This window comes from Gardnerella sp. DNF01205 (assembly GCF_049244135.1).
Lineage (GTDB): Bacteria > Actinomycetota > Actinomycetes > Actinomycetales > Bifidobacteriaceae > Bifidobacterium > Bifidobacterium leopoldii.
On sequence record NZ_CP058378.1, the window covers coordinates 307,561 to 330,405 of the forward strand.

The following is a 22,845-nucleotide window of genomic DNA, read 5'->3' on the forward strand; positions in this document are numbered from 1 at the left end:
CTACGAAAAATGCGAAAGCAGTCGCGAATAGTGCAAACGAAACTGCTAAAATTTCTGAGAGCAATAGAAAAAATTATGTTGGCACTCATCTTGCAGACCGTCTTTTTAAAGGCGTGGCTGCAGGCTGCGGCATGCTAATTTTGCTTGTTCTTACGGCAGTTGCAGTATTTCTGCTGTTTTGTGCTTTGCCTTTAATAAGTGGAAATCACGATCAAGTAAGTCATGTGTTTGCTGATTTTACTGGTGGTAAGGCACATGATTTTATAAGCTATGTGTCTCCGCTTATTTTTGGCACAGTGCTTATGTCTGCGCTCGCGCTGCTGTTCGCATTTTTTGTGGCAATTGGTATTGCTCTATTTATTTCTTATTATGCACCTAAAAAAATTGTTCCGCTTTTCAGTGGAGTAATTGATTTGCTTGCGGCAATTCCATCCGTAATCTATGGTTTGTGGGGCGGATTGGTTTTGGTTCCAGCTATGTATCCTTTCTGGGATTGGGTTTCTAAACTTTTTGGCTGGATTCCGTTATTTTCTGGTCCGGCGGCTAATCCTTCTCGTTCTGCTGCTACAGTTGCATTAGTTTTGGCTGTGATGATTTTGCCGATTATTACTTCTATGGCTCGCGATATTTTCCAGCAGGCTCCGCGTTTGCAGCAAGAAGGTGCGCTTGCGCTTGGCGCTACAAAGTGGGAGATGATTAGATTAGCGGTTCTGCCGTTTGCAAAGTCTGGTATTGTGTCGGCTTCTATGCTTGGGTTGGGTCGTGCTTTAGGCGAAACGATGGCAGTTTTGATGATTTTGTCTCCTGGATTTACTTTTGGTATCAATATTCTCAAGGCTTCTCAAAATCAAACTATCGCAGCAAATATTGCAGCGCAGTATCCGGAAGCAAACGGACTTGGCGTAAGTGCGCTTATTGCAACCGGCTTAGTTTTGTTCGTTATTTCTTTTGCAGTCAACTTTATTGCTCGCAAAATCACAGGAAAGGCGGGCGCATAAATGGGGAATCAAATTAATAATATTGAAGTGCTTAGCGAGAATACTTTTGCCGAAAAGTCTGTCGAAAGTTCTGTTGAGAATTCCGCAGAAAATTCCGCAGCTCCGGTTATTGACTTCAACAAATTCCGCCCAACTCGCTCACACATAGCTGCGCGCAAACGTAAAGACATGCTTATGCGCGTGCTGATTTTCTTATCTTTTGTTGTGGCACTTATTCCGCTTATTTCTTTGCTTTTAACAACCATTATTAATGGTATTAAGCGCTTGAATTTTGATTTTCTCACTCATAACATGACTTACGTTGTGGGCGGAAATGCTACTGGAACTGGCGGTTATGGCGGAATTTTGCACGCGATTATTGGAACTCTTGAAATAACGCTAGGAGCTATGGTTATTTCAATTCCGATTGGTTTAATGTGTGCTGTTTATTTGGTTGAGTATTCTCGCGGAAACAAAATTTCGCGCATAATTAATCTGCTTGTTGACGTTATGAGTGGTATTCCGTCTATTGTTGCTGGCTTGTTTGCGTTTTCAATGTTTGCTTTTCTTGCTGGCCCAGGTACAATCAATGGTTTTGAAGGATCTGTGGCTCTTTCTCTTCTTATGATTCCAACAGTTGTGAAGTCTTCTCAAGAAATGCTAAAAATCGTGCCTAACGATTTGCGCGAGGCGTCTCTTGCTTTGGGAGTTACTCAGCAGCGCACAATTACAAAAATCGTTTTGCGCACTGCTCTTCCGGGAATTGTGTCTGGCTGTATTCTTGCGGTTGCGCGCGTTATTGGTGAAACTGCGCCACTTCTTATGGCTTCAGGCTTTATTGCTTCAACGAATCTCAATTTATTTGACGGGCAAATGACGACTTTGCCGGTGTATGTTTACCAGGAGTATTCCAAGCTTTCTGCGAATTGCCCTGCTAACGCGCCGGCTTCTTGTGTAACGTCAATTCCGATGGAGCGCTCGTGGGCTGCAGCTTTAACGCTTATTGTGTTGGTGTTGTTGCTAAATATTTTGGGGCGAGTTGTAGCTCGAGTGTTTTCTGTAAAGGCGAGATAAAGCGAAATAAAGTAAAGCAAAGCGAAGCGAAATAAAGCAAAGCAAAACGAATTAAATTTTTAGAAAGTGAGCATAAAATGGGTCAGCGAATTGATGTGAAGCATCTGAATATTTATTATGGCGATTTTCTTGCTGTAGAAGATGTGAATATTAATATTGAGCCAAATAAAGTGACGGCTTTTATCGGACCTTCCGGATGTGGAAAATCAACAGTTTTGCGCACCTTAGACCGCATGCACGAAATCACTCCGGGCGCGCGAGTAGAAGGACAGGTGCTTCTTGAAGGCCGCGATTTATATGGCAAAGATGTGGATCCTGTGGCTGTCCGCCGCGATGTTGGCATGGTTTTCCAGCGCCCAAATCCTTTCCCAACAATGTCTATTCGCGAAAACGTGCTTGCTGGAGTTCGTTTGAATAATCGTAAAATTGCTAAGAGTGATGCTGACGATTTAGTTGAGTGGGCTTTGCGAGGCGCGAACTTGTGGAATGAAGTTAAGGATCGCTTAGATAAGCCGGGTATTGGTCTTTCTGGCGGTCAGCAGCAGCGACTTTGCATTGCTAGGGCTGTGGCTGTGCATCCGCAAGTTTTACTTATGGATGAGCCTTGCTCAGCTCTTGACCCTATTTCTACGTTGGCTGTAGAAGATTTGATTAATGAGCTTAAAAACGATTACACGATTGTGATCGTGACGCATAATATGCAACAGGCTGCGCGTGTTGCGGACTACACTGCATTCTTTAATTTGAAGGCTGTCGGTAAGCCTGGTCATCTGGAATACTTTGCAGACACAACTACTATGTTCAACAATCCGCGCAATGCTGAAGCTGAGCGTTATATTTCCGGTCGTTTTGGCTGATTTGTTATATACTTTTTTGATTTCGGTGTATTTCCTTGGTCAGCACGTGCGCGTAAGGTCAGAGCTGTTCGGTTGTTCAAAGGTTTCGCAATTTTCATAATTTTATGTGAGATTTTGTGATGCCTTCGTTCATTCGACGAGTCGCAGTAACCTCTGCGTGAATGCCCAAATGTAATTGCGTACGCGATTGCTCAAGTGCTTTCGCCGCGCTTTTCTGGTCTTTTGCGCTTGTAAACCAAGGAACAGAGAGTTTATGGAAAAGTTCTTCCATCTCAAAGAAAACGGCACGAATGTATCAACGGAGATCACTGCAGGTCTCACTACATTCTTCGCAATGTCGTACATTATCATCGTAAATCCAAATGTATTAAAAGAAACTGGTATGCCATGGGGTGGCGTGTTCTTAGCAACAATTATTGCTGCTATTATTGGCACGCTTGTTATGGGCTTATTTGCTAACGTGCCTTATGCTCAGGCTGCTGGTATGGGCTTAAATGCATTCTTTACGTTCACAGTCGTAAAAGGCTTAGGCTTTAGTTGGCAGCATGCAATGTGCATGGTGTTCTTATGCGGTTTAATTAACATTATTATTACCGTTACTAAAATTCGTAAAATGATTATTCGTGCCATCCCGACTTCGTTACAACACGCAATCGGCGGTGGCATTGGTTTATTTGTGGCTTATGTTGGCATGGTGAACGTTGATTTGATTAAGTTCACTCCAAAGGATGACAAAGCTGCAAAAGTTGCGTCTCATTTTGGTGCAGCTCCTGCAATTCCAGGTCTTGCTGTTTTAAAGAACCCAGTATTGTGGTTGTTCCTCATTGGATTGCTTTTGGCAATCGTGCTTACTGTGTTGAATGTTCGTGGATCTTTGCTTATTTCCATTGTTGTTACTGCATTAATCGGTATTCCAATGGGACTTACAACCATGAGCAATTCTGTTTCAGTTTCAGAAGCTTTTAATAATTTGCCAACTACTTTCTGCGCAATATTTAGTGACAAAGGCTTCTCAACGCTGTTTGCAGACCCTTCGCGTGTTCCGCTTGTTTTGATAACGATTTTTGCATTCTCAATGTCTGATACTTTCGACACCTTGGGTACCTTCATTGGCACTGGTCGTCGTACAGGTATCTTCTCTGAGGCTGACGAAAAAGCTCTTGAAAACGGCTCCGGTTTTAGTTCCAAGATGGATCGCGCTTTGTTCGCTGATTCCATCGCAACTTCTGTTGGTGCAATTTTCGGTACTTCTAATACCACTACTTATGTAGAGTCTGCTGCAGGTATTGGTGCTGGTGGTCGTACCGGTTTGACTTCCGTAGTTGTGTCTATTTGCTTCGCGCTTTCTATAGTGCTTGCTCCTGTAGTTTCCGCTGTTCCTGCTGCTGCAACTGCCGGTGTGCTTGTGGTTGTTGGTTGCATGATGGCAAGCTCTTTGAAGGAAATTGCTTGGGATGATATTTCTGAGGCAATTCCTGCATTTTTCGCTGCAGTGTTCATGGCATTCTCTTACAACATTTCTTATGGTATCGCCGCCGGCTTTATCATGTACTGCTTGGTGATGACTTGCAAGAAGCGTGCTAAAGAAGTTCATCCAATGCTTTGGATTGTTTCTTTGCTGTTCTTACTTGATTTTGTTGCTAATGCTGTGCTGTAAATGTGCATTTAATGTAAGGGTGCATTTTACAAGTAGTGAACTTGTGAAACAAAAAATATAAAAGTAAAAATTAAAAAATTAGAGGGTATGTAAATTACATGCCCTCTTTTTTATTTCTATAATATTTCTCTTGACATTGTCCTAACAGCGTATTAAAATTACCCAACGTAAACCACAGACCGTTGGTGGGATCGCGAGATTCCTGAAATTGATGTGTCATGCCAGCACAGGTTGAGCGAGGATTTATAGCGGATCTCGTTATGAGTCGAAAATTTAGCACGCTTTAGTGCTTCTTATGTTGCTCTGCCAGTGCGCAGGGCTTTTTTTATTGCCCTGTTTAATTAAGCTTGATGCGTTTCTTTCACCTACGGCCAATTTAGGAAGGAACGCCATGAAGAGGCCCGAAAAGGAAGCGGTAGTTGCCGAGCTTACGGAACTTTTCCGTAATGCAGACGCTATCTACCTCACCGAGTACCGCGGGCTTACCGTTCCGCAGATTTCTACTCTGCGCGAAAAGCTAGGCCGCGATACTTCCTACTCTGTGGCTAAGAACACGCTTGCTCGTATTGCTGCTAAGGAAGCGGGCATTGAAGGTCTCGACGAGCTTCTCGCCGGCCCAACTGCAGTCACCTTCGTTAAGGGTGATTTCATTGAGGCTGCTAAGACCTTGCGTGATTTTGCCAAAGAGAATAAAGCCCTCGTCATTAAGGGCGGTTTCGCAGATGGAACCGTTTACGATGCCGAAGGTGCAAAGCAGCTCGCCGACTTGAAGTCGCGCCCACAGTTGCTTTCCGAAATGGCCGGCGCGCTCAAGGGCACCATGTCCAAGGCCGCTTGCCTGTTCAACGCATTGCCAACCAAGGCAGTTCGTACAATCGACGCTTTGCGCGAGAAGCAGGAAAAGGCCGCTTGATTCCCTTGCAGCTTGCTGCATGAGACCAACCAAATATAAAAATGTTATGGTCGTAAGGCATAAAGTATGCCCGGCCAAGTAAGAAAGGAAGCCAATTATGGCTAAGCTCACTAACGAAGAGCTTCTTGAAGCTTTCGGTGAAATGACCCTCGTTGAGCTCTCTGAGTTCGTCAAGGCATTCGAAGATAAGTTTGATGTCGAAGCTGCTGCTCCTGTAGCCGCTGTTGCTGCTGCTCCAGCTGCTGCTGGTGCTGCTGAGGAAGAGAAGGACGAGTTTGACGTCGTTCTCACCGCTGCTGGCGATAAGAAGATTGCAGTCATCAAGGCTGTGCGTGCTTTGACCAGCCTCGGCTTGGCTGAAGCTAAGGCTCTCGTGGACGGCGCTCCAAAGGCTGTTCTCGAGAAGGCTAAGAAGGAAGATGCTGAGAAGGCTAAGGCTGCCCTCGAAGAGGCTGGCGCTTCCGTTGAACTTAAGTAGTTCTAACTTTTTGTTGCTTTGCGCGTAACGCAGTTTTATGCGTGTGTGCATAGTGAAAATTAGGCGGTAGGATTATTCCTGCCGCCTTTTTTGTTGCGTCCCAACCTTTTCTTTACTCGCGCGTAAAGTTTTTGCCGCTATTTCGCACGCAAACGACCTTTTATTTACACCGCTGTAAAGTTTTTGCCGGATTAAGGCGCGTAAACGACCTTTTATTTACAACGCTGTAAAGTTTTTGCCGCTATTTCGCACGCAAACGACCTTTTATTTACACCGCTGTAAAGTTTTTGCCGCGTGCGATACGCGAGAAGCGGGTTGTCGGCGTGTCGCACAAGAGTGGCTATATTGCAACGGTTTTGCGGCTGGTTGGGGGAGTATTCAAGAGTTTCCTGAGAGTTTTCTGAGAAAAATCTTTAAAAACCTTGAAATTGACATTTTTACGAAAAATAACGCATAATACTGTATTTTTTATTCTTGAAAATAGTTTGACTGAAATATTTTTATAAAAATATGAATGTTTTTTGTTAATGAGTTGTGTGTTGGCTCTTGACTTTTTCGAACGGGGGGGGGTATGTTAATAGCAAACGCCGGTCGGTCCTAGTTTGACGGGCGTGTGTGGCTCCGTTTGGAGTTGCACAGCAAATTTTTCTTCGTGTACCTAGCACGAAGGAGAAGAAGAAAGGAAAAATATTATGTTGAATAAGAAGGCTATCGCCGCATTTGCTGCTGGCGCCACCCTCCTCTCCGGTTTCGCTTTTGCTGCCCCAGCAATGGCTGATAGTGCGAATTTACCTCAAACAGCTATTGAGAATGCTAAGAAGCAGGAAAAGGCTGATGCAGCTGAGTTGGCTAAAAAAGTTGAAGAGAACAAAGCTAAGGAAAATAAGGCAGTTTTAGATAATCTCGATAAGTCCAAGGCTTTTGACAACTTCCTTAACGGTTCCGAAAAGGGAGACATTGTAAATGGTTCTTTGGGCACCTTGAATGGTCGTGGTGCTGCAGAGGTTTCAGCAGCTAGGTCCAAGGCTAATGAAGCTACTGCTGCTTTGAATGCTTTGAAGGCTAAGTGGGCTGATATGTTGGCTCAGGCTGATTATCTTGACGCTGAAGGTGAACATGAAGCTGCTGCTGCTTTGCGTAAGGCTTACTACACTAATGTTCCATTCTTAGATAGTATTTCTGCTGCTACTAAGAATGAGAAGGAAGCCAAGGATGAGCTTGCTAAAGCTGAGAAGGCTTACAAGGAAAGTAAGGAACGCTTTGCTAAGTTCTTGAACAATCTTGGTGGCAAGAAGGCTGATGTTAAGAAGTCTGATAAGAAGTCTGATAAGAAGGCTGCTGCTAAGACCCCAGTTGCTGCTGCTCCATTGGCTAAGACCGGTGCTGCTGTAGCTTTGGCTGCTGTTGCTGCTTCCGTGCTTGCTGGCATGGGTGCTGCTCTTCGCAAGATCCGTCACTAAGCTGTTAGCACATTAAGTGTGTTGATTGTTTAATGATTTGTGAGCGTGCTGTATGTAAGTATGGTACGCTCACTTGTTAAATCTTTCACTCAACGTGCCGTAAATACTGTTCAGTGTTTTGCGGCGAGTTGCTTGTAGGCTGTTTCATAATTTTACTGTTTTGCCAGATCTCTTTCTTGACAGTGGGATTGTGGTGTGGCTTGTGAGTGTAACTGTTGAGTGTAAGGCTGGTTTATTTTTAGGGAGATAGGCCAGTTTATTAAGGGCTTGGGTTTAGTGCTTTTATTTGGTACTTATTCTCCGAGCCCTTTTCTTTGTATTTACGTACTTATTTACTTACTTGCTTACCTACCTATCTACTTAGGCACTTACTCTTTTTGCTTTTCCTATTCTTTCTTATACTTGAATCATTAAAGGAAAATAAATAGTTTTCTTAGTTATTTAGATTATTTTGCTTATGGATAGGTGGTGTTTCATGTTACAGACAGAGCAACTTATAGATAAGCTAAAAGGTAAGGGTGTTACTTTTCAAAAATGTACAATTAAGGATGCTATTTCATTTTTGAATGAGCATAATTATTATGTTAAGGTCACTGCCTATAAAACCAATTTTCATAAGCATAATGGTAAATATGTGGGTCTTGATTTTATGGCTCTAAAAGATTTATCTACTATTGATATGTATTTACGACGTTGGATTATTAGTGCAAGTCTTAGCGTGGAACATTCTTTAAAAGTTAATATATTAAAAAATATACAAGAAAAAAATATTGATGAATTCAGTATAGTAAGTGAATATATCGCAAAGTATCCACGCATTATAACAGAGCTTAATAACAGACGTTCTACTGCGTATGTAAAGACTATATTGGGTAAATATACTCACCCCAAGTATCCTATATATGTTTTTCTGGAAGTGATTCCATTTGGAGAATTTGTTAATTTTTATAAGTATTACTGTTCAAAGTATGAATATAATGAATTTAATTGTACATTGTTGGATAGCATAAGGAATATACGAAATGCTGCCGCTCATAGCAATTGTATTATTCATGATTTAACGAATAAAGATGGTTTTTACAATAGTTATTTAGCTTCTAGACTTGTTGAATTATTGCCTGATATAAGAAAAAGGACTATTCAAAACCGATTAAAAAATAACTGTGTGCAAGATTTTATTTCGCTGCTTATTGCGGTGGATGATGTTATAAAAAGTGAGGATTTGAAGAATCATTGTTTACAGGAAATCAAGGAATTGTTTGACGGTAGGATGATTACTAATAGGGACTTGTATAAGTCGTCTACATCAGTGCAACAGATGTATGCTTTTTGTAAAGAGATTGTATATAATGTACAGCCATCATAGTAATTTATTAGATACGATTTGAAAACGAAAGTTTTGCGGGCGATGCATTTATGCGTCGTCCGATTTTTTTATTTGCTGGGCTATAGGCCAAGAAGCAGTATTGCTTTTGTATGAACGTAGAGGAACTGCCGCGCGTGTTATGTAAAAGTGGGTTGTTGGCGTGTCGCGTGGGAGTGGCTATATTGCAACGGTTTTGCGGCTGGTTGGGGGAGTATTCAAGAGTTTCCTGAGAGTTTTCTGAGAAAAATCTTTAAAAACCTTGAAATTGACATTTTTACGAAAAATAACGCATAATACTGTATTTTTTATTCTTGAAAATAGTTTGACTGAAATATTTTTATAAAAATATGAATGTTTTTTGTTAATGAGTTGTGTGTTGGCTCTTGACTTTTTCGAACGGGGGGGGGGTATGTTAATAGCAAACGCCGGTCAGTCCTAGTTTGACGGGCGTGTGTGGCTCCGGTTGGAGTTACACAGCAAATTTTTCTTCGTGTACCTAGCACGAAGGAGAAGAAGAAAGGAAAAATATTATGTTGAATAAGAAGGCTATCGCCGCATTCGCTGCTGGCGCCACCCTCCTCTCCGGTTTCGCTTTTGCTGCACCAGCAATGGCTAATGTTAACGTTCCAGATTGCCCAGTAAATAGGGAAGAATGGAATCTTAAGAGCAAGAATGAGTCTATCGCTGCTCTAGCTCTTGATGAGTACAATACTGCTAAGGCTGCTATTCCAGCTGTTCCACAAGAGCCACAAGAGCCAACTAAGGCTGAAGTTAAGGCTTTGTACGAAGCTGATGGCAATGCTGGCAAGCTTAAGATGAAGACTCCTCTTCCTAATGGCACCAAGCCAGAAGATGCTGCAGCTGCTCAGACATATGTAAATCTGAAGAACAAGTATGTTGAAGACAAGGCAACCTACGATGCTAAGGTGACTGATGCTAATAATGCTCATGCCAAGTATCTCAAGGCTTTGGACAACGTTAATAACTGCTCTAACCCAGATCCAACTGAGGATCAGATTAAGAGGGCTCTTATTAACAAGGTTCGTCTTGCTAAGATGAACTTGGACAATAAGGATGATGAACTTGCTGTTGCTAAGAATAAGTTCAATGATGCTTATAAGGCTTTGGTTGCTGCTCTTGCTGAGTTCAATGCACGCGTGAATGCTTTCAATGATGCTCAGGAAAAGCTCAATGCATTCTTGACTTCTGGTACGAATGATTCTGCTACCGAGACTCGTTTGCGTGATGCTGTGGACCGCGCTAAGGCTCATCTTGTCCGTGCAATGAATGCTCTTGACAAGGCTACTGCCGACTATAATGCTGCTTTGGCTGCTGCCAAGGCTGCTGTAAAGGCTTATAATGAGGCTTTGGCTCTTTACAAGGCTGTTTACAATGAGGCTGTTGCTGCCGGTGTGAACCCATCTTTGTTGCCACCAGTTGTGACTTCTGATCCTTTGGCTCCAACATTCCCAGCTGTTCCTGGTTTGAAGCATGCTTATGCTTCTGCTATGAGCGGTAAGTTTGGTAAGGAAGTTCAGGCTGCTGCTAAGCAGGGTCAGAAGGGTAAGGATACCAAGGCTTCTGCTCAGCAGAACAACAATGCTAACGGTGCTGCCGCTGGTGCTAATGGTGCCGCTGCTGCTGGTTTAGCTAAGACTGGTGCTGCTGTAGCTATGGCTGCTGTTGCTGCTTCTGTGCTTGCTGGCATGGGTGCTGCTCTTCGCAAGATCCGTCACTAAGCTAAAAGCTGATTCAGCGATGAATCATTTGGGCTTTAGCTTATTGGTTGATTGCTGAGTCGGTTTTACTGTGAATTACTTAGTCTAGTGTGCTAAAAGGTGCGCTAGACTAAGTGCTTTTATAAAAATTTTGTGCTTGGCACGCTGTGTAGATCTTTTAGTTTTATACAGCAATTACTTGGTTTGCGTTTGCTTGTTGATATGGTTTGCCAAATTTCCTTTTTTACTATTGATTCAGGCTTCGTTAACCGATTAATGCTGAGCGCTTTGCGTTGTTGCTTTCCGCTAGGGACGGTTGGCAATATCGCAAGTTTCGAGGCTCGGGAGTTTCTTCCGAGCCTTTTGTTATTTTTATGCTTAAAATCAACAAATACTAGCGCAATATACACAAAGCATGACACAATAGTAGGTAGTATGTTTTTTGAAGGGAGCAGATCACGTGAGTGAGCGACAAACCGTGCAGCGCTGGATGATTACAGTTGGTGGTGTCGAGCAGGCACGTGTGGGTGCAGGTCAGTCTGTAGAGATTGGTCGAAAGCCTATACGCCCGTTGCGTGAAGATGGTTTCGCGCGCGTCGACATAGTAGATAACAAACGTTCTATGTCAAAGAGGCATGCGCTGCTAATTGTAGACATGCGAGGCGTGGCAACAATACGAGATTTGCATTCAACTAACGGTACGTATTTAGTCAGCGAAAATGGTGATTTGCTGCGTCTAGAGCCTGATGTTGATTTTCAGCTTCCAGATAACTTAATGCGCATGCAATTCGGTGATGTTCCTGTTGATTTTGTGCGTGTAGAAGAAGAATCTGCTGAAGTTGAAAAAGATAACGCAGTGCGTAATCTGTTCTCTTATGCTACAGATGAATCGCATGATGAGCCTGCAGCTTCAGATTTATCGGTAGACCAAATTCTTGATTTGCGCGCTGGTGAGCCAACAGGTGTTTTCCATGCTCAATCAGTTTCGCATCCTGGGTTGTCTTGGAAACAAGGCATGCAAAATCAAACTCAGCTCAATGATGATTCGCAAACAGATGTTGCTCCAATCAATCATGATGTAACTTTGCCTGTTATGCGAGAGCAGCAGGAGGCTCCTGTAGAGCCGCGTAATTTATTTGCAGATGCGCAAGCAATTCAGCAAGAAAGTGCGACTAAAGAAGAACCTTCTCAACAAGATTCTGTGGTTTCTGCAGTTGATTCGGTTTCTGCAGTTGATCAAGCTGATTCGGTTGCTCAGGTTTCTCCGGTTACTCAAGCTTCTCCGGTTACGCCAGTTAATTCGGAAGCAAATGTATTGCAAAACGAAAGTTCTCAAGAATTTCCAGTATCTCCATTAAATTCAACTGAAACTTTTGCTGAAAATATTGCCAATACTTCAGCTTTTAATAGTGCAAATACAAGTTCTAATAATCTCGATATTAACAGTTTTGGCTCTACGAATCTCGGTACTACAAATCTCGATATTAACAATTCTGATGCGGAGTACACACCTGCATTTGAGCCAGGCTCCGTATTTGAAAAAGTATCAAAAGGCGAATTTGACTCTCAAGAAAATGTAGTGGAAGCCGGCGGATTCACGTCAAAAGAAGCTGAAGAAAGTAGTGATTTTTCAAAGCAATTTGAGATGGCGCAATATTCGCAGTTGCTTCCGTTCTTGGCTGCAAACACTGGGTTATACGATGACTTATACGCGTGGCTCGCAGCTCAAGGTAATTCTGAAGTAGATGCTGCACTAGCTAGAAACAGCGGTTATAGTGCATATCGCAAAGCTATTGAACAGTAAGCAAGTAGGGTGGGAATATGAGTGATACAAACAACGTGGAGCAGGATTCGTCAGAGCAAGTTTTTACTGATGCAGTAGTTGAAAATACTACGTCAGAGGATGGTTCTTTAGAAAAATCTGGCTCTAATAATACGAACAGCGCTCGTACTAACGCTTTACAACATATAGTTGAGTGGAAGCAGCAATATCAGGCTCAGCTATCTCCTTCTCCACTAGAAGATGTAACGCAACTTGCTGCTCAATTAGAGTTGACGCATGCTCATCCTTCCGGAATTGCGCAACTTTTTGCAAGCGGAAAAGTAACATTAAAATCTTTATTCCGGGACGCTGGAATGTTGCGAGCTGCTGGGCGAAGGCTAGATCGAGTTTTTGAAGATAGAGACGCAAAAGCGCACGAAAGTGGTGTTTCCGAGCTTTCTTTAATAGTCGGTGTTGCATCGTGGAATGGCAACCATGTGCCTGTTCTTACGTATCCTGTGAAAGTTGTTCGTGACACTAATCAAGATGAAACCTCCGCCACTATTTATTTCTCTGGAAGTGTTGGGCTGAACAATTCGCTTGTGTCGCGTTTAAGTGAGCGTGGTGTTCAACTTAGGGAAGATGTTTTATTCGACGGATCTCAATATGAAAGTGGAACGCCAGAAACTTCTGTAGTGTTTGATGCTATTTGTAAGCAAGCTCGCTCAGCTTTTCCAGATTTTGATATTGAGCGCGATATTATACTTGGCTGCTTCACAGATGCTGGTTCGCGTTTCGTAGCAGAAAGTGAACAAATTATTAACGCTTTGCAATCTGGCAATGTTGGGAATGCAATGATTGACGCTATGGCTGGCGATGATCGAGCTATTCATAAGCTTCAGTCTGCAAATAAGCCAGAATATAGTCCTTTCGACGCAGATCCTCATAGCGAATGCGAAGTTGGTGAAGTAGATAACGTTGTGCGTTATGCAGCGGAGCTTGTTGCTTCTGGAAAATCTCTGTTCGTGGATATTGATTCGGGATCGGATTCAGCTGCGATTGCTGCTGCGATTGCTTCTCGTTCTGTGATTGCAGGACGTTCTGTGTTGTATGTGCCTAATGTTGTTGAACAGCAGAGGCGTTTCCGTTACACGTTGAATACGCATGAAATTTCCTCATTAGCATTAGACGTTGCGGATGGTCATATTGCTAAACATGTCGATGCGCAGTTGATTGCAGCAGTTGGCGCTAGACATAGTATTGCGACTTCACGATTTGAGCAGGTTGCAGATGAGTTGGTTGGAGTGCGTTCTCGCCTTACTCGTTATTTAGGCGATCTTCACGGTATCAACGAAACTTGGGGGGTATCTGCATATCAAACAATCCAGAATCTTGCAGCAATTGCAATGTTCCCAACTCATCCGTCTACGCATGTGCGTTTAGATGTTGCCGCAGCGCACGCTATGACCGGTCATATTGAGGAGTGGTCGAAGAAATTCCACCAAGCCGATGAGCTTGGAGAGTTTAGGATAAATCCTGAAGATACTCCTTGGTTTGGCGCGTCGATATTTGACGAAAATGAAGCTATATCTGTATATCAGCGTGTTGTAGACGTGCTTCTTAAGCTTCTTCCAGCAACTCGAGAACAAGTTAAAAGCACTGTGCAAAGCTGTGGTTTCCCTGTGCCAACAACAGCTCGTGAGTGGAGTCGTCAAGTTACAGTTCTCAAAAATTTGCGACGTGTACTTGACGTATTCCAGCCTGAAATTTTTGAGCGCGATTTAGATGCAATGATTGAAGCGAGTAAGCCGAAAGCTCAGCGTAAAGCTGAAGGCACAGTTATGGGCTTCTGGGAACGTAGACATCATGTTCGAGAAGCGCGCAGTTTGCTGAGAGTTGGAGCTAAAGTCGATGATTTGCATGAGGCATTAAAGATTGTTGCGCAGCAAGCAGCTCAGTGGCGTACTTTCGTACCTCACGGCGGATGGCCTGTTTTGCCGCCAAAATTGGATGATATTGTAAATACTCAAGAGTTATTAGCAAGGCATTTAGTTGCTCTTGATGCAGTGTTAGCAACAACTCTTAAGGGCGCAGATCTTGAAAATATTGAATTTGCGCAGCTCGAAGCTCGTTTGCAAGATTTGCATGACGACAGAGCATCTCTAGATACTCTCCCTGGTCGTTGCAATTTGGAACGCGAGTTCAGTAAAGCGGGCTTATCTGATTTAGTCAGCGATTTGCGTCGTCGCAACGTTACAGGTAATGCAATTGACGGTGAGTTGCAATTAGCTTGGTGGACTACTGTTTTTGAAGATATCGTTAATTCTTCTGCAATTATTTCTCACCAAGATGGCTCAGCAATGCAAGATGCTTCTGATCGATTCGTGCAAGTTGATACAGAACATGTGCGTTCAATCGGTCCAATGGTTCAGCAAGAAGCTATGAGGCATTTGTGTGATTTATTGTTCTCGCATACGCAAGAAGCTAATCAGTTACATACTATGCTTGCCGGAAACCGTTCTGGAATTACTTTTAATAAATTATTGCGCAATTATGCGGAACTTGTTTTGGCTGCGAAACCAATACTTGTAGCTATGCCATCTACTCTTACTATGATGACTCCATTGAGACCTATTGCAGATACTGTAATAATTGATTCGGCATCTCATATATCAAATATTGAGTTGCTATCTATTTTGTCTCGTGCTCATCAAGTAGTAGTTTTAGCACATAAGCAAACAATAAGTTCTGAAAGCTTGCGTTCGCTTATTTCATTACTCCCATCTGTAACAGTAGTTTCTAGAGCAACAAGGCGCTCGCTTCGTTTAGCGCGATTCTTGGAAGAACATGGTTACGGAAAGTTGCGTCACGACGTTCCTGTTGAGCGTTTGCAAGGCAAAGTTCGTTTGCATCAAATTGAAGCAACTGGAGTTCCAGTAATGTCTTCTGGGCTTATTGAAAGCAGCCAGCGTGAAATTGATGAAGTAGTTGAGCTTATTCGTCAGCGCGCAAATACGTTTACGGTTGTTCCTTCAAGCTATGTGCTTGTCGTAGTTACGTTGACAAACGTGTTCCGTAGTCGTTTGGGAGCGGAGTTGAAGTCTTTGTCTATTAAAGACGAAAACATGGCTAGATTCTTGCGACATGTGAGACTTTTGGGCGTTAATGAAGCTTCTGGAGCAATAGCAACAGATGTAATTATGTCGCTTTGCTATGCAAAAACATCTCATGGCAGACTTCTTCAGCAGTTTGGATTGCTTGAAGAAGAAGGTGGAAGCAGTATGCTTCTTGACGCTTTGGCTCTAGCTCGTCGTCATCTAGATATTGTTAGTGCGTTTACATCTAAAGATATGGAAGATGAGCGTTTGCACCAAGATGGTCCAAAGCTTTTGAAGAGTCTTTTGCAATGGGCTGAGAAGTTAAGTGATAAGCCGCTTCGTCCAGAAGATGCTAACGATGTTGAAGCGCAAATTGCTGCAGAAGCTGCGCAAAGGAATGTGCTATTTACTGATTTAGCTGAGCGTATTCGCTCGCGTGGATTAAAAGTTGCAGTCAACTATGGCTTCGATAATGGCGTTAGAATTCCTCTAGTAGTTGGACTTGCGGATAAGCCATTTGCTGTTGCTGTGCTTACGGATGATGCGCAATTTATGAGCGTGCAATCAACTCGTGAACGTCATCGCATGATTATTCAGGATTTGGAATCCTTGGGCTGGTCAGTTATGACAGTGTGGAGCGTTGGAGCTTTTGTCAATCCTGAAAAAGAGGTTGATCGTGTTGTTTCTCGTCTCGGGGAATTGTATGGTGACAACGAATGAGTAAATACGATCCCAATAGAAGATCTCCCCGCAGGTCGGTTAGGGTTGTCCGTGAAGGCTCAGAGCTTTTTGATGCAGATGGCGTTAAACTCGAGCCTTCTGACGAGCTTACTTTGCAACAGCGTAATCAAGACGACGATAATCGTATTTTAAGCGAATTGCCGCCTCACTGGGCGGTGTTTTCCGAGCGTATGAGTTGAGCTTGAAATACGCGAGAAGTAGCAGAATGATTTATTCTTGTTGCTGCTTGTTGCTGACTGGCTATTATCGCTAATTGCTAGTAATTACCGCTGATTTCTACTAATCGTGTACGTATTCCATGACGGCAATCTCATTGTGACAATTTCATGGCAATAATTGCCAAAGAGGGGTTTGCAGACTGAGCTTGTAATAATCGCAACGCATCTGCAGCAGGCATAGCAAGAGTGGTAGTATTCTGCTGATTTTGTGAAGCTTGAGTGCTTTGAGTTATTTGCATTACCATAACATTATGAACTACGCTAACATAGCGTTCGTCAATTTCTGCAATATTGTTTTCTTCAATATCGTGGTTTTTGTTTTTATCGTTATTTGTCACAGTGTTGCTTTTGGATTTTTCGCTGTTGTGGATTTCTGCATTTTGAGAGTTAGAAATTTCTTCATCTTGCACAGGCTTGCTAAAAGCTAAATCGATTTTTTCGCCAGGAAGCAGTGTGTGATCTGCACTAGCTAAATGAATGGTAATAGAAGTGAATCCTTCTGGAATGCGCGGAATTTTACTTAATAGTGTTTGCAAAATTGGCATGCCTTTACGTATTTCGCATGTTGCAATAATAGAAGCATTCGCGCTTATATTATTGGATAACGCTTGATTAAATACTTTATGCTTAGGAACTCGAACGTATGCAATATCGTTTACGCTAACGCGTGAACCTTGCTGAATATTGTGTTTAGCTACTGCTATGACTTGAGTTTCTTGTGAATCAATAATAGTTGACACAACGAGTAAAGCCATCATTCCAGCACATAGCACAATAATGATTTTCCGCACGAAAGCGCGTTGCCTTCGCTGCAATAACGCACTATTTTTTGCGTTATTTTGAGATTTAAATAAAGAAAAATTTATGCTCATACTTGCATTTTGAAATATAAAAAATGCAAGAGCAAGAAAAATTGCGCGCTGTGGATAAAACCTATTAGCGCGCAATATTTAAACAATAATTAATATTTATAATTTTACAAAATCATTTATCGGTTCGATAAAAGCCTTTGCCTTTAAAGTTGATTGGAGGAGCGGAGTACACTTTGTGCACTGCATCTTTCCCGCACTGAGGGCAAATGGTAATAGGGTCATCTGAAAATGATTGATGTTCTGAAAAATCGTATCCGCATTGCTTGCAACGATAATGATAAGTAGGCAAAAGTCCCTCCGAAGTTACACGAGCACGTAAGTAGAAACTTACTGTTCCTTCACATATCCTAGTACATACTATGACAGTTATTATAGGTGTTAAATTTGCTTAGTGAATGATTGCGGCACAGCATATTGTGTGATGGCGCGCGCAGTAATCCCACATTTTGGCGACACGCCGAAATGTTTATGTTGCTACACATCCTATGACTTCCTTATATTAATAGTTATGGGTTATGAATCGGTGAGTGCGGTACTCGTATTAGTCATCCTCGTAGCCTTATGGTTCGGGTGGTTGCCTAAACGCACGGTTAACGGCATGAAGTCTATGCTTGAACATCGCGAGGATAGGTTTTCACCAACACTTCATCTTGTAGGTGAGTGGAGTACTGCGCGTATTTGCGACGGTACTAGTATGTTGGCAAAAGGGGCTTGTATGCAACCGACACAACAAAAACGAACATTAACTCCTGAATATATTGCGCGCATTCGCGCTGCTAGGCGTGCTGCGATACGCCGTCGTTGTGTGTTGGTAGTTGCGCTTGCTGTCTTGACTTTTGTCGTATTCTTAGCAGGATGCTCTGGTATATTTTCTCCAGTTTTTGCTCTTATTCCTGGAGCTATGTTGGCAGTAGTGTTTTATTTTGGAGCTCGTGCTTCTAAGCATGCTCGTGCTTGGGAGGCGCGTATTGCAACAATGCGCGCTGCTTCGAAACGCAAAGCCGATGATGAATTATGTGAACGCCGCAATAGTGCTGTTATACGTCAGTTGAAAGATTATTCTTCTGCATCTGATTCTGATTTTAATGGAGGAATCAACAGTAGTGATGCGATTGCTCAAAACGACAGTGCTGAGTATTCTGTATCTCAGACTGTAGTGCCTGTTCGAAATGGCGCATCTCGTGACAATACTGAAACTTCGGTTATGGAGCAGAGCGAAATTCGTGTTGCGTTACATCGTGCGGAGCAAGAGCGCAATGCAGCGTTGCGTGAGCGTTCGTATAAAGAAGAATCTGAATCTAAAGAATCTAATATCGTTGAAGCGGAAAATAAAGACGCATACGATTCTTCTAACGCTTCTGTGGCTTCGGGGCAAAACTATCAGTCTAATCAAGATTTAATTTCGTTCTCGCTTGATTCACAAACTAAGTCTGATTCAAGTAATGCTAATTTGGCATCTCGTACTCCAGAAAGTTTGGAAATTAAATCAACTAAGCAAGTAGTTAAAGCTGTACCAGTTGCTAACGCTGATAGTGCTGCTGCCGCTACTAATTTTGTTGCTGCAAACTCTTCTCAGTTCCACGAAAAAGAAAAAGTAAGCGAAGTGGATGCTCCAGAAAGTTCTGAAGACTCACTTGGTGTGGCAAATTTGCATGATGTTCTTGCTCGTCGCAATGCCTGATTTAAGAGTTTTCTAAAAATTTTCTTAAAAGATTAGCACTCGAGTTGTTAGAGTGCTAAATTCGCGCTATTATGAGGCACAGAGCGTAAGTGCGGTTGCGGACGTGATCGTCAGCCTCGTCGGATTGTTTCTTGCGTACGAAATTAATATCTCTTATGAAAGGGGTGGCAACAGTGTCGATTAAGCTCACACCGTTGGAGGATAAGATTATTGTTAAGCAAGCTCAAGCGGAAACTCAGACTGCTTCTGGCTTGTATATTCCAGATAATGCCAAGGAAAAGCCACAGCAGGGTGAAGTTCTTGCCGTAGGTCCTGGTCGTCGTGACGATAAGGGCGAGCGCATTCCTATGGATGTTAAGGTTGGAGACAAGGTTCTTTATTCCAAGTACGGTGGAACTGAAGTGCATTACGAAGGTGAGGACTACTTAATCGTGTCTTCTCGTGATGTGCTTGCGATTCTTGGCTAGTATTTAGCTGGTTGAAACAATAAAACTTACGCTGGAAATGACGGAAACGTTATTCCCAGCGTTTTTTATTGCGGTACGTAAGAATGTGCCGTGAAATATTTGGATAGCCGGCAGAAACTTTACATGGCTGTAAAGTTTTGGTCGGATTTTGGCTTGGAAACGGCAGAAAGTTTACATGGCTGTAAAGTTTTGGTCGGATTAAGGCGATAAAGCGGCAGTTTCTTTACATGCGTGCGCAATTTTAGTCAGATTTTCGCTATTGCACAGTTAAGGTATGTGTAGAGTATGATGGAGAAGTATGACATACAAACACCGCAATATTGTAGATACAATTCCTAGCTACAAGCAGGGTAAGCCAGCTCCTAAATTGGACGGCATTCGTGCGTATAAGATTTCTAGTAACGAAAATCCTTATGAGCCTTTGCAAAGCGTAAAAGAAGCAATCTCAAATCGCGCGCTTAATGTAATAAACCGTTATCCTAATATGCGTGGCACAGAAGTTGTTGAAGAACTTGCTAAGCGTTTTGGTGTGACTGCAGACGAAGTAGTGCTTGGTTGCGGCTCTACGGAAGTTATTACGCAGCTTGTTGACTTGGTTGCAGGTCCGGGAGATGAGGTCATATATCCTTGGAGAAGCTTTGAAGCTTACCCGATTATTGTAACGGGAGCTGGTGCTACAAGCGTTCAGATTCCTAATCGTGCCGATGGTTCTCACGATGTTGACGCTATGATTGCAGCTATTAACGATCGCACGCGTTTGATTATTTTGAATAATCCTAATAATCCAACTTCTGCTTCACTTAGCGAGAAGGAAGCTCGCAAGGTGTTAGATGCTGTGCCAAGCGACGTTCTTGTACTTATTGACGAAGCTTATGTGCAGTTTAACACAGCAAAAGGCACTGCAAATGGCATAAAGCTGTACCATGAGTATCCAAATGTAGTTGTTGCTCAAACGTTCTCCAAGGCTTATGGATTGGCAGGTTTGCGCATTGGTTATGGTATTGCTCCGGCTGAAGTCGTAGAGGGTATGCGTAAAGTTGCTGTGCCATTTGGAGTGTCTCAAATAGCGCAGGTCGCAGCTTTGGCTTCTTTGGAAAATGACGCAAGCAAGGAGATGAGTACTCGTGTTGCATCTCTTGTTGCTGAGCGCGAGCGCATTGTTGAAGCTTTACGCGAGCAAGGCTGGAATATTGAGGATGCGTACGCAAACTTCTTCTGGATGCCATTTGGGGCAGATACTGAGAAAGTAACAGAACATTTTATTGCTGCAGGATTGTCTGTTCGCGCTTTTGCTGGTGAAGGTATTCGCATTAGTATCGGCGAGCGCGAGGCTAATGACAGAGTTTTGACAGTTTGCGAAAATTTAAAAAAAGAGGGTTTTTCGCTAAATAACTAGCTTTTTGCATAAAAGTTTTGCTTTCGGCGTGTCTTAATCTTGCATTAGTCGCGATTTCGTGGCAAAATAACAAAGTTGCCGTTTGAAGTTCACTTCTTACGGAGACTGCTGGCGGGTTTCCCAAGTGGTCAAAGGGAGCTGACTGTAAATCAGCCGCTTCGTGCTTCAGTGGTTCGAATCCACTACCCGCCACGCCTCGATAGCTCAGTGGTAGAGCACTTCCTTGGTAAGGAAGAGGTCGTGAGTCCGATTCTCACTCGAGGCTCTCTGGCGGGGTAGCTCAGCTGGCTAGAGCGTACGACTCATAATCGTAAGGTCAAGAGTTCGAGTCTCTTCCTCGCTACAACGGCCAGTAGGAGACTGGCTGGCCAATAATGAATTGTAGAGGTGAACGAAATGGCAAGCAAGAGCGCCGACATCCGTCCGGGCATTACGATGGCATGCACGGAGTGCAAAGAGCGTAATTACATCACGACGAAGAATCGTCGCAATACGCCTGATCGTCTTGAGTTGAACAAGTTCTGCCCACGCTGCGGCAAGCATACGCTTCATCGCGAGACTCGCTGAATTTTCAGCTTACTGCGCTCACGGTTTTGGCTTGTTTAAGCTTGTTGCTAGTTGCGCAGATTTTATGCTTATTACCCCGCTTAATGCGGGGTTTTTGTTATTTATTGCTGTTAATATTTAAACCATGAGTATGCAAGCATCTTTAGTAAATAATCCATCATTTGCAGATATAACAACTGTTGGCGTAGGTGGCAAAATTGTGCGTTTTATAGAGCCCAAAAGTCGCGTTGCTGTTATTGAAGCGGTAGAAGATGCTGATGAGGCTGGTCTGCCTTTATGTGTTATCGGTGGCGGCTCTAATATGCTTGTTAGCGATGAGGATTTCAACGGCGTTGTTGTGCGAGATGCTAGACGCGATATTCATGTGCTTGATGAAGCAGCACCTTCAGAAGATGGCATTGATTTGCAAAGTGGTGCTCATTTAGTGCATATCAATGCTGAAGCTGGTTGTAATTGGGATGATTTTGTTTCACATACGATTTCTCTTGGCTTAGAGGGTGTAGAAGGTCTTTCTGGCATACCTGGCACTGTTGGGGCTTCTGTTGTACAAAATATTGGCGCTTATGGTCAAGAAGTATCTCAAAGTGTTACTTCCGTAGAAGTTTGGGACCGCAAAACAAAATCAACTATAGAGCTGCAGAAGGATGCTTTAAATTTTGGGTATCGCACTTCATTGCTTAAAAAAAGCATGTACTCTTCAGTAGGAGTCCCTGTGGACTCGTATTTTCCTACTCCTCGTTACGTTGTACTGTCTGTTACTTTTTGTTTGAAGCATAATTCAACCGGCGTTGTTTCTCATTCGCAATTAGCTAATGCTTTGCACGTAGAATTAGGCGAGCGCATGCAAACAGCAGCAATACGTCGTGAAGTTTTGCGCGTTCGTGCTTCTAAAGGCATGCTTGAGGATGCTTCTCGTTACGATAAGCTGTGGATGCGTGGTACAAAGTGTGCTGAAGGTGTTGAATTTGCTTTGCGATTGCAAAGTGAAGACTATGTTACTGGTGAATTTTTAGAGGGCGATAATATTTACAGTGATCGTCATAGTTGCGGTAGTTTCTTTATGAATCCAATACTTAGTACTAGTGAAGCCGATACTTTGCCAGAAGATGCTCCTAAATTTGATGCAATTATGCAAGATGGATCGCATGGTATAAAAACTTCTGCAGCTTGGCTTATTGACCATGCTGGATTCCATAAGGGTTTTAGGCTTATAGAAAATGGGAAACCTTCGCCTGCAGGTCTTTCTTCATTGCATACTTTGGCGCTTACCAATCGTAATAATGCTTCTTGTGACGACATTGCAAATTTGGCAAAAACTATTATCCGTGGTGTGCAAAGTAAGTTTGGTGTAACGCTTATTCCTGAACCTGTTGTAATAAATATTTCTATAAACTGAAAATTTTACGAATATAATATGTTTTATGCAGTAATATATAAGTTTATTGTTTAAATTTTCACAAATAATAAAGGAACACACGGTAAAACTACCGTGTAAGCAATGTTTTGTGTAATATTTACCTACATTATCTATATAAATTTTTTT

At 42.8% G+C, this 22,845-nt stretch carries 19 protein-coding genes and 3 tRNA genes; 20 read left to right on the top strand and 2 right to left on the bottom strand.

The annotated features are described in order from the left end of the window. The first annotated feature begins 50 nt into the window (after nucleotides 1-50). The 12 genes from pstC to HXT47_RS01345 all read left to right on the top strand — a co-directional run bounded on the left by pstC (nucleotide 51) and on the right by HXT47_RS01345 (nucleotide 16,280). Nucleotides 51-998: a phosphate ABC transporter permease subunit PstC gene (gene pstC / locus HXT47_RS01290; RefSeq protein WP_174164405.1), complete on the top strand. Its 948-nt coding sequence runs from the start codon at nucleotides 51-53 to the stop codon at nucleotides 996-998. Then, on the top strand, nucleotides 999-2,051 hold the full coding sequence (pstA, locus tag HXT47_RS01295) for a phosphate ABC transporter permease PstA (protein ID WP_174164249.1): 1,053 nt from the start codon (nucleotides 999-1,001) through the stop codon (nucleotides 2,049-2,051). Between the two features lie 77 nt (nucleotides 2,052-2,128). After that, entirely contained in the window at nucleotides 2,129-2,908 is a 780-nt protein-coding gene (gene pstB, locus HXT47_RS01300) for a phosphate ABC transporter ATP-binding protein PstB (protein ID WP_004105584.1), read from the top strand. A gap of 253 nt (nucleotides 2,909-3,161) precedes the next feature. After that, nucleotides 3,162-4,565: an NCS2 family permease gene (locus tag HXT47_RS01305; RefSeq protein ID WP_004105579.1), complete on the top strand. Its 1,404-nt coding sequence runs from the start codon at nucleotides 3,162-3,164 to the stop codon at nucleotides 4,563-4,565. Between the two features lie 391 nt (nucleotides 4,566-4,956). Beyond that, nucleotides 4,957-5,478 (top strand): 50S ribosomal protein L10, encoded by a 522-nt coding sequence (gene rplJ / locus HXT47_RS01310; protein ID WP_004105577.1) that lies wholly within the window; start codon nucleotides 4,957-4,959, stop codon nucleotides 5,476-5,478. A gap of 97 nt (nucleotides 5,479-5,575) precedes the next feature. Continuing rightward, complete coding sequence (gene rplL / locus HXT47_RS01315) at nucleotides 5,576-5,956, top strand: 50S ribosomal protein L7/L12 (RefSeq protein ID WP_004105575.1); 381 nt, start codon at nucleotides 5,576-5,578, stop codon at nucleotides 5,954-5,956. Between the two features lie 692 nt (nucleotides 5,957-6,648). Continuing rightward, nucleotides 6,649-7,416, top strand: a complete 768-nt coding sequence (locus tag HXT47_RS01320) for a hypothetical protein (protein WP_004105574.1) — start codon at nucleotides 6,649-6,651, stop codon at nucleotides 7,414-7,416. 475 nt (nucleotides 7,417-7,891) lie between these two features. Continuing rightward, nucleotides 7,892-8,782 carry an Abi family protein gene (locus tag HXT47_RS01325; RefSeq protein WP_254596774.1) on the top strand — a complete coding sequence of 297 codons (891 nt, stop codon included), beginning with the start codon at nucleotides 7,892-7,894 and terminating at the stop codon, nucleotides 8,780-8,782. A 530-nt stretch (nucleotides 8,783-9,312) separates the two neighbouring features. Beyond that, nucleotides 9,313-10,521 (top strand): hypothetical protein, encoded by a 1,209-nt coding sequence (locus HXT47_RS01330; RefSeq protein ID WP_004574108.1) that lies wholly within the window; start codon nucleotides 9,313-9,315, stop codon nucleotides 10,519-10,521. Between the two features lie 439 nt (nucleotides 10,522-10,960). Then, on the top strand, nucleotides 10,961-12,304 hold the full coding sequence (locus tag HXT47_RS01335; protein ID WP_410294698.1) for an FHA domain-containing protein: 1,344 nt from the start codon (nucleotides 10,961-10,963) through the stop codon (nucleotides 12,302-12,304). Nucleotides 12,305-12,321: 17 nt separating this feature from the next. Further along, a complete protein-coding gene (locus HXT47_RS01340) occupies nucleotides 12,322-16,080 on the top strand; it encodes a helicase (protein ID WP_421789142.1) in 3,759 nt (1,252 codons plus the stop codon). Further along, nucleotides 16,077-16,280 carry a hypothetical protein gene (locus HXT47_RS01345; protein ID WP_004105564.1) on the top strand — a complete coding sequence of 68 codons (204 nt, stop codon included), beginning with the start codon at nucleotides 16,077-16,079 and terminating at the stop codon, nucleotides 16,278-16,280. The genes HXT47_RS01340 and HXT47_RS01345 overlap by 4 nt, the downstream gene beginning before the upstream one ends. Before the next feature lie 131 nt (nucleotides 16,281-16,411). Here the strand turns inward: HXT47_RS01345 and HXT47_RS01350 are convergent, their stop codons facing one another. Then, nucleotides 16,412-17,191 (bottom strand): hypothetical protein, encoded by a 780-nt coding sequence (locus HXT47_RS01350; protein ID WP_410297466.1) that lies wholly within the window; start codon nucleotides 17,189-17,191, stop codon nucleotides 16,412-16,414. A gap of 112 nt (nucleotides 17,192-17,303) precedes the next feature. Further along, nucleotides 17,304-17,480, bottom strand: coding sequence for an FmdB family zinc ribbon protein (locus tag HXT47_RS01355; protein WP_004574103.1), 177 nt, complete (start codon nucleotides 17,478-17,480; stop codon nucleotides 17,304-17,306). 309 nt (nucleotides 17,481-17,789) lie between these two features. Here HXT47_RS01355 and HXT47_RS01360 point away from each other — a divergent pair, with 309 nt between their 5' ends. The 8 genes from HXT47_RS01360 to HXT47_RS01395 all read left to right on the top strand — a co-directional run bounded on the left by HXT47_RS01360 (nucleotide 17,790) and on the right by HXT47_RS01395 (nucleotide 22,698). Continuing rightward, a complete protein-coding gene (locus HXT47_RS01360; protein ID WP_174164245.1) occupies nucleotides 17,790-18,872 on the top strand; it encodes a hypothetical protein in 1,083 nt (360 codons plus the stop codon). A gap of 173 nt (nucleotides 18,873-19,045) precedes the next feature. Continuing rightward, the gene (gene groES / locus HXT47_RS01365) at nucleotides 19,046-19,339 is read left to right on the top strand and encodes a co-chaperone GroES (protein ID WP_004114319.1); all 294 of its coding nucleotides are present in this window, start codon (nucleotides 19,046-19,048) and stop codon (nucleotides 19,337-19,339) included. Between the two features lie 298 nt (nucleotides 19,340-19,637). After that, on the top strand, nucleotides 19,638-20,735 hold the full coding sequence (hisC, locus tag HXT47_RS01370; protein WP_421789144.1) for a histidinol-phosphate transaminase: 1,098 nt from the start codon (nucleotides 19,638-19,640) through the stop codon (nucleotides 20,733-20,735). Between the two features lie 110 nt (nucleotides 20,736-20,845). Further along, nucleotides 20,846-20,927 (top strand) — tRNA-Tyr (locus HXT47_RS01375). Between the two features lies 1 nt (nucleotide 20,928). Beyond that, nucleotides 20,929-21,000: transfer RNA gene (locus tag HXT47_RS01380), tRNA-Thr, on the top strand. A gap of 4 nt (nucleotides 21,001-21,004) precedes the next feature. Next, nucleotides 21,005-21,078 (top strand) — tRNA-Met (locus HXT47_RS01385). 53 nt (nucleotides 21,079-21,131) lie between these two features. Continuing rightward, on the top strand, nucleotides 21,132-21,302 hold the full coding sequence (gene rpmG, locus HXT47_RS01390; protein ID WP_004105548.1) for a 50S ribosomal protein L33: 171 nt from the start codon (nucleotides 21,132-21,134) through the stop codon (nucleotides 21,300-21,302). 124 nt (nucleotides 21,303-21,426) lie between these two features. After that, nucleotides 21,427-22,698: an FAD-binding protein gene (locus HXT47_RS01395; protein ID WP_421789146.1), complete on the top strand. Its 1,272-nt coding sequence runs from the start codon at nucleotides 21,427-21,429 to the stop codon at nucleotides 22,696-22,698. Nucleotides 22,699-22,845 lie beyond the last annotated feature (147 nt).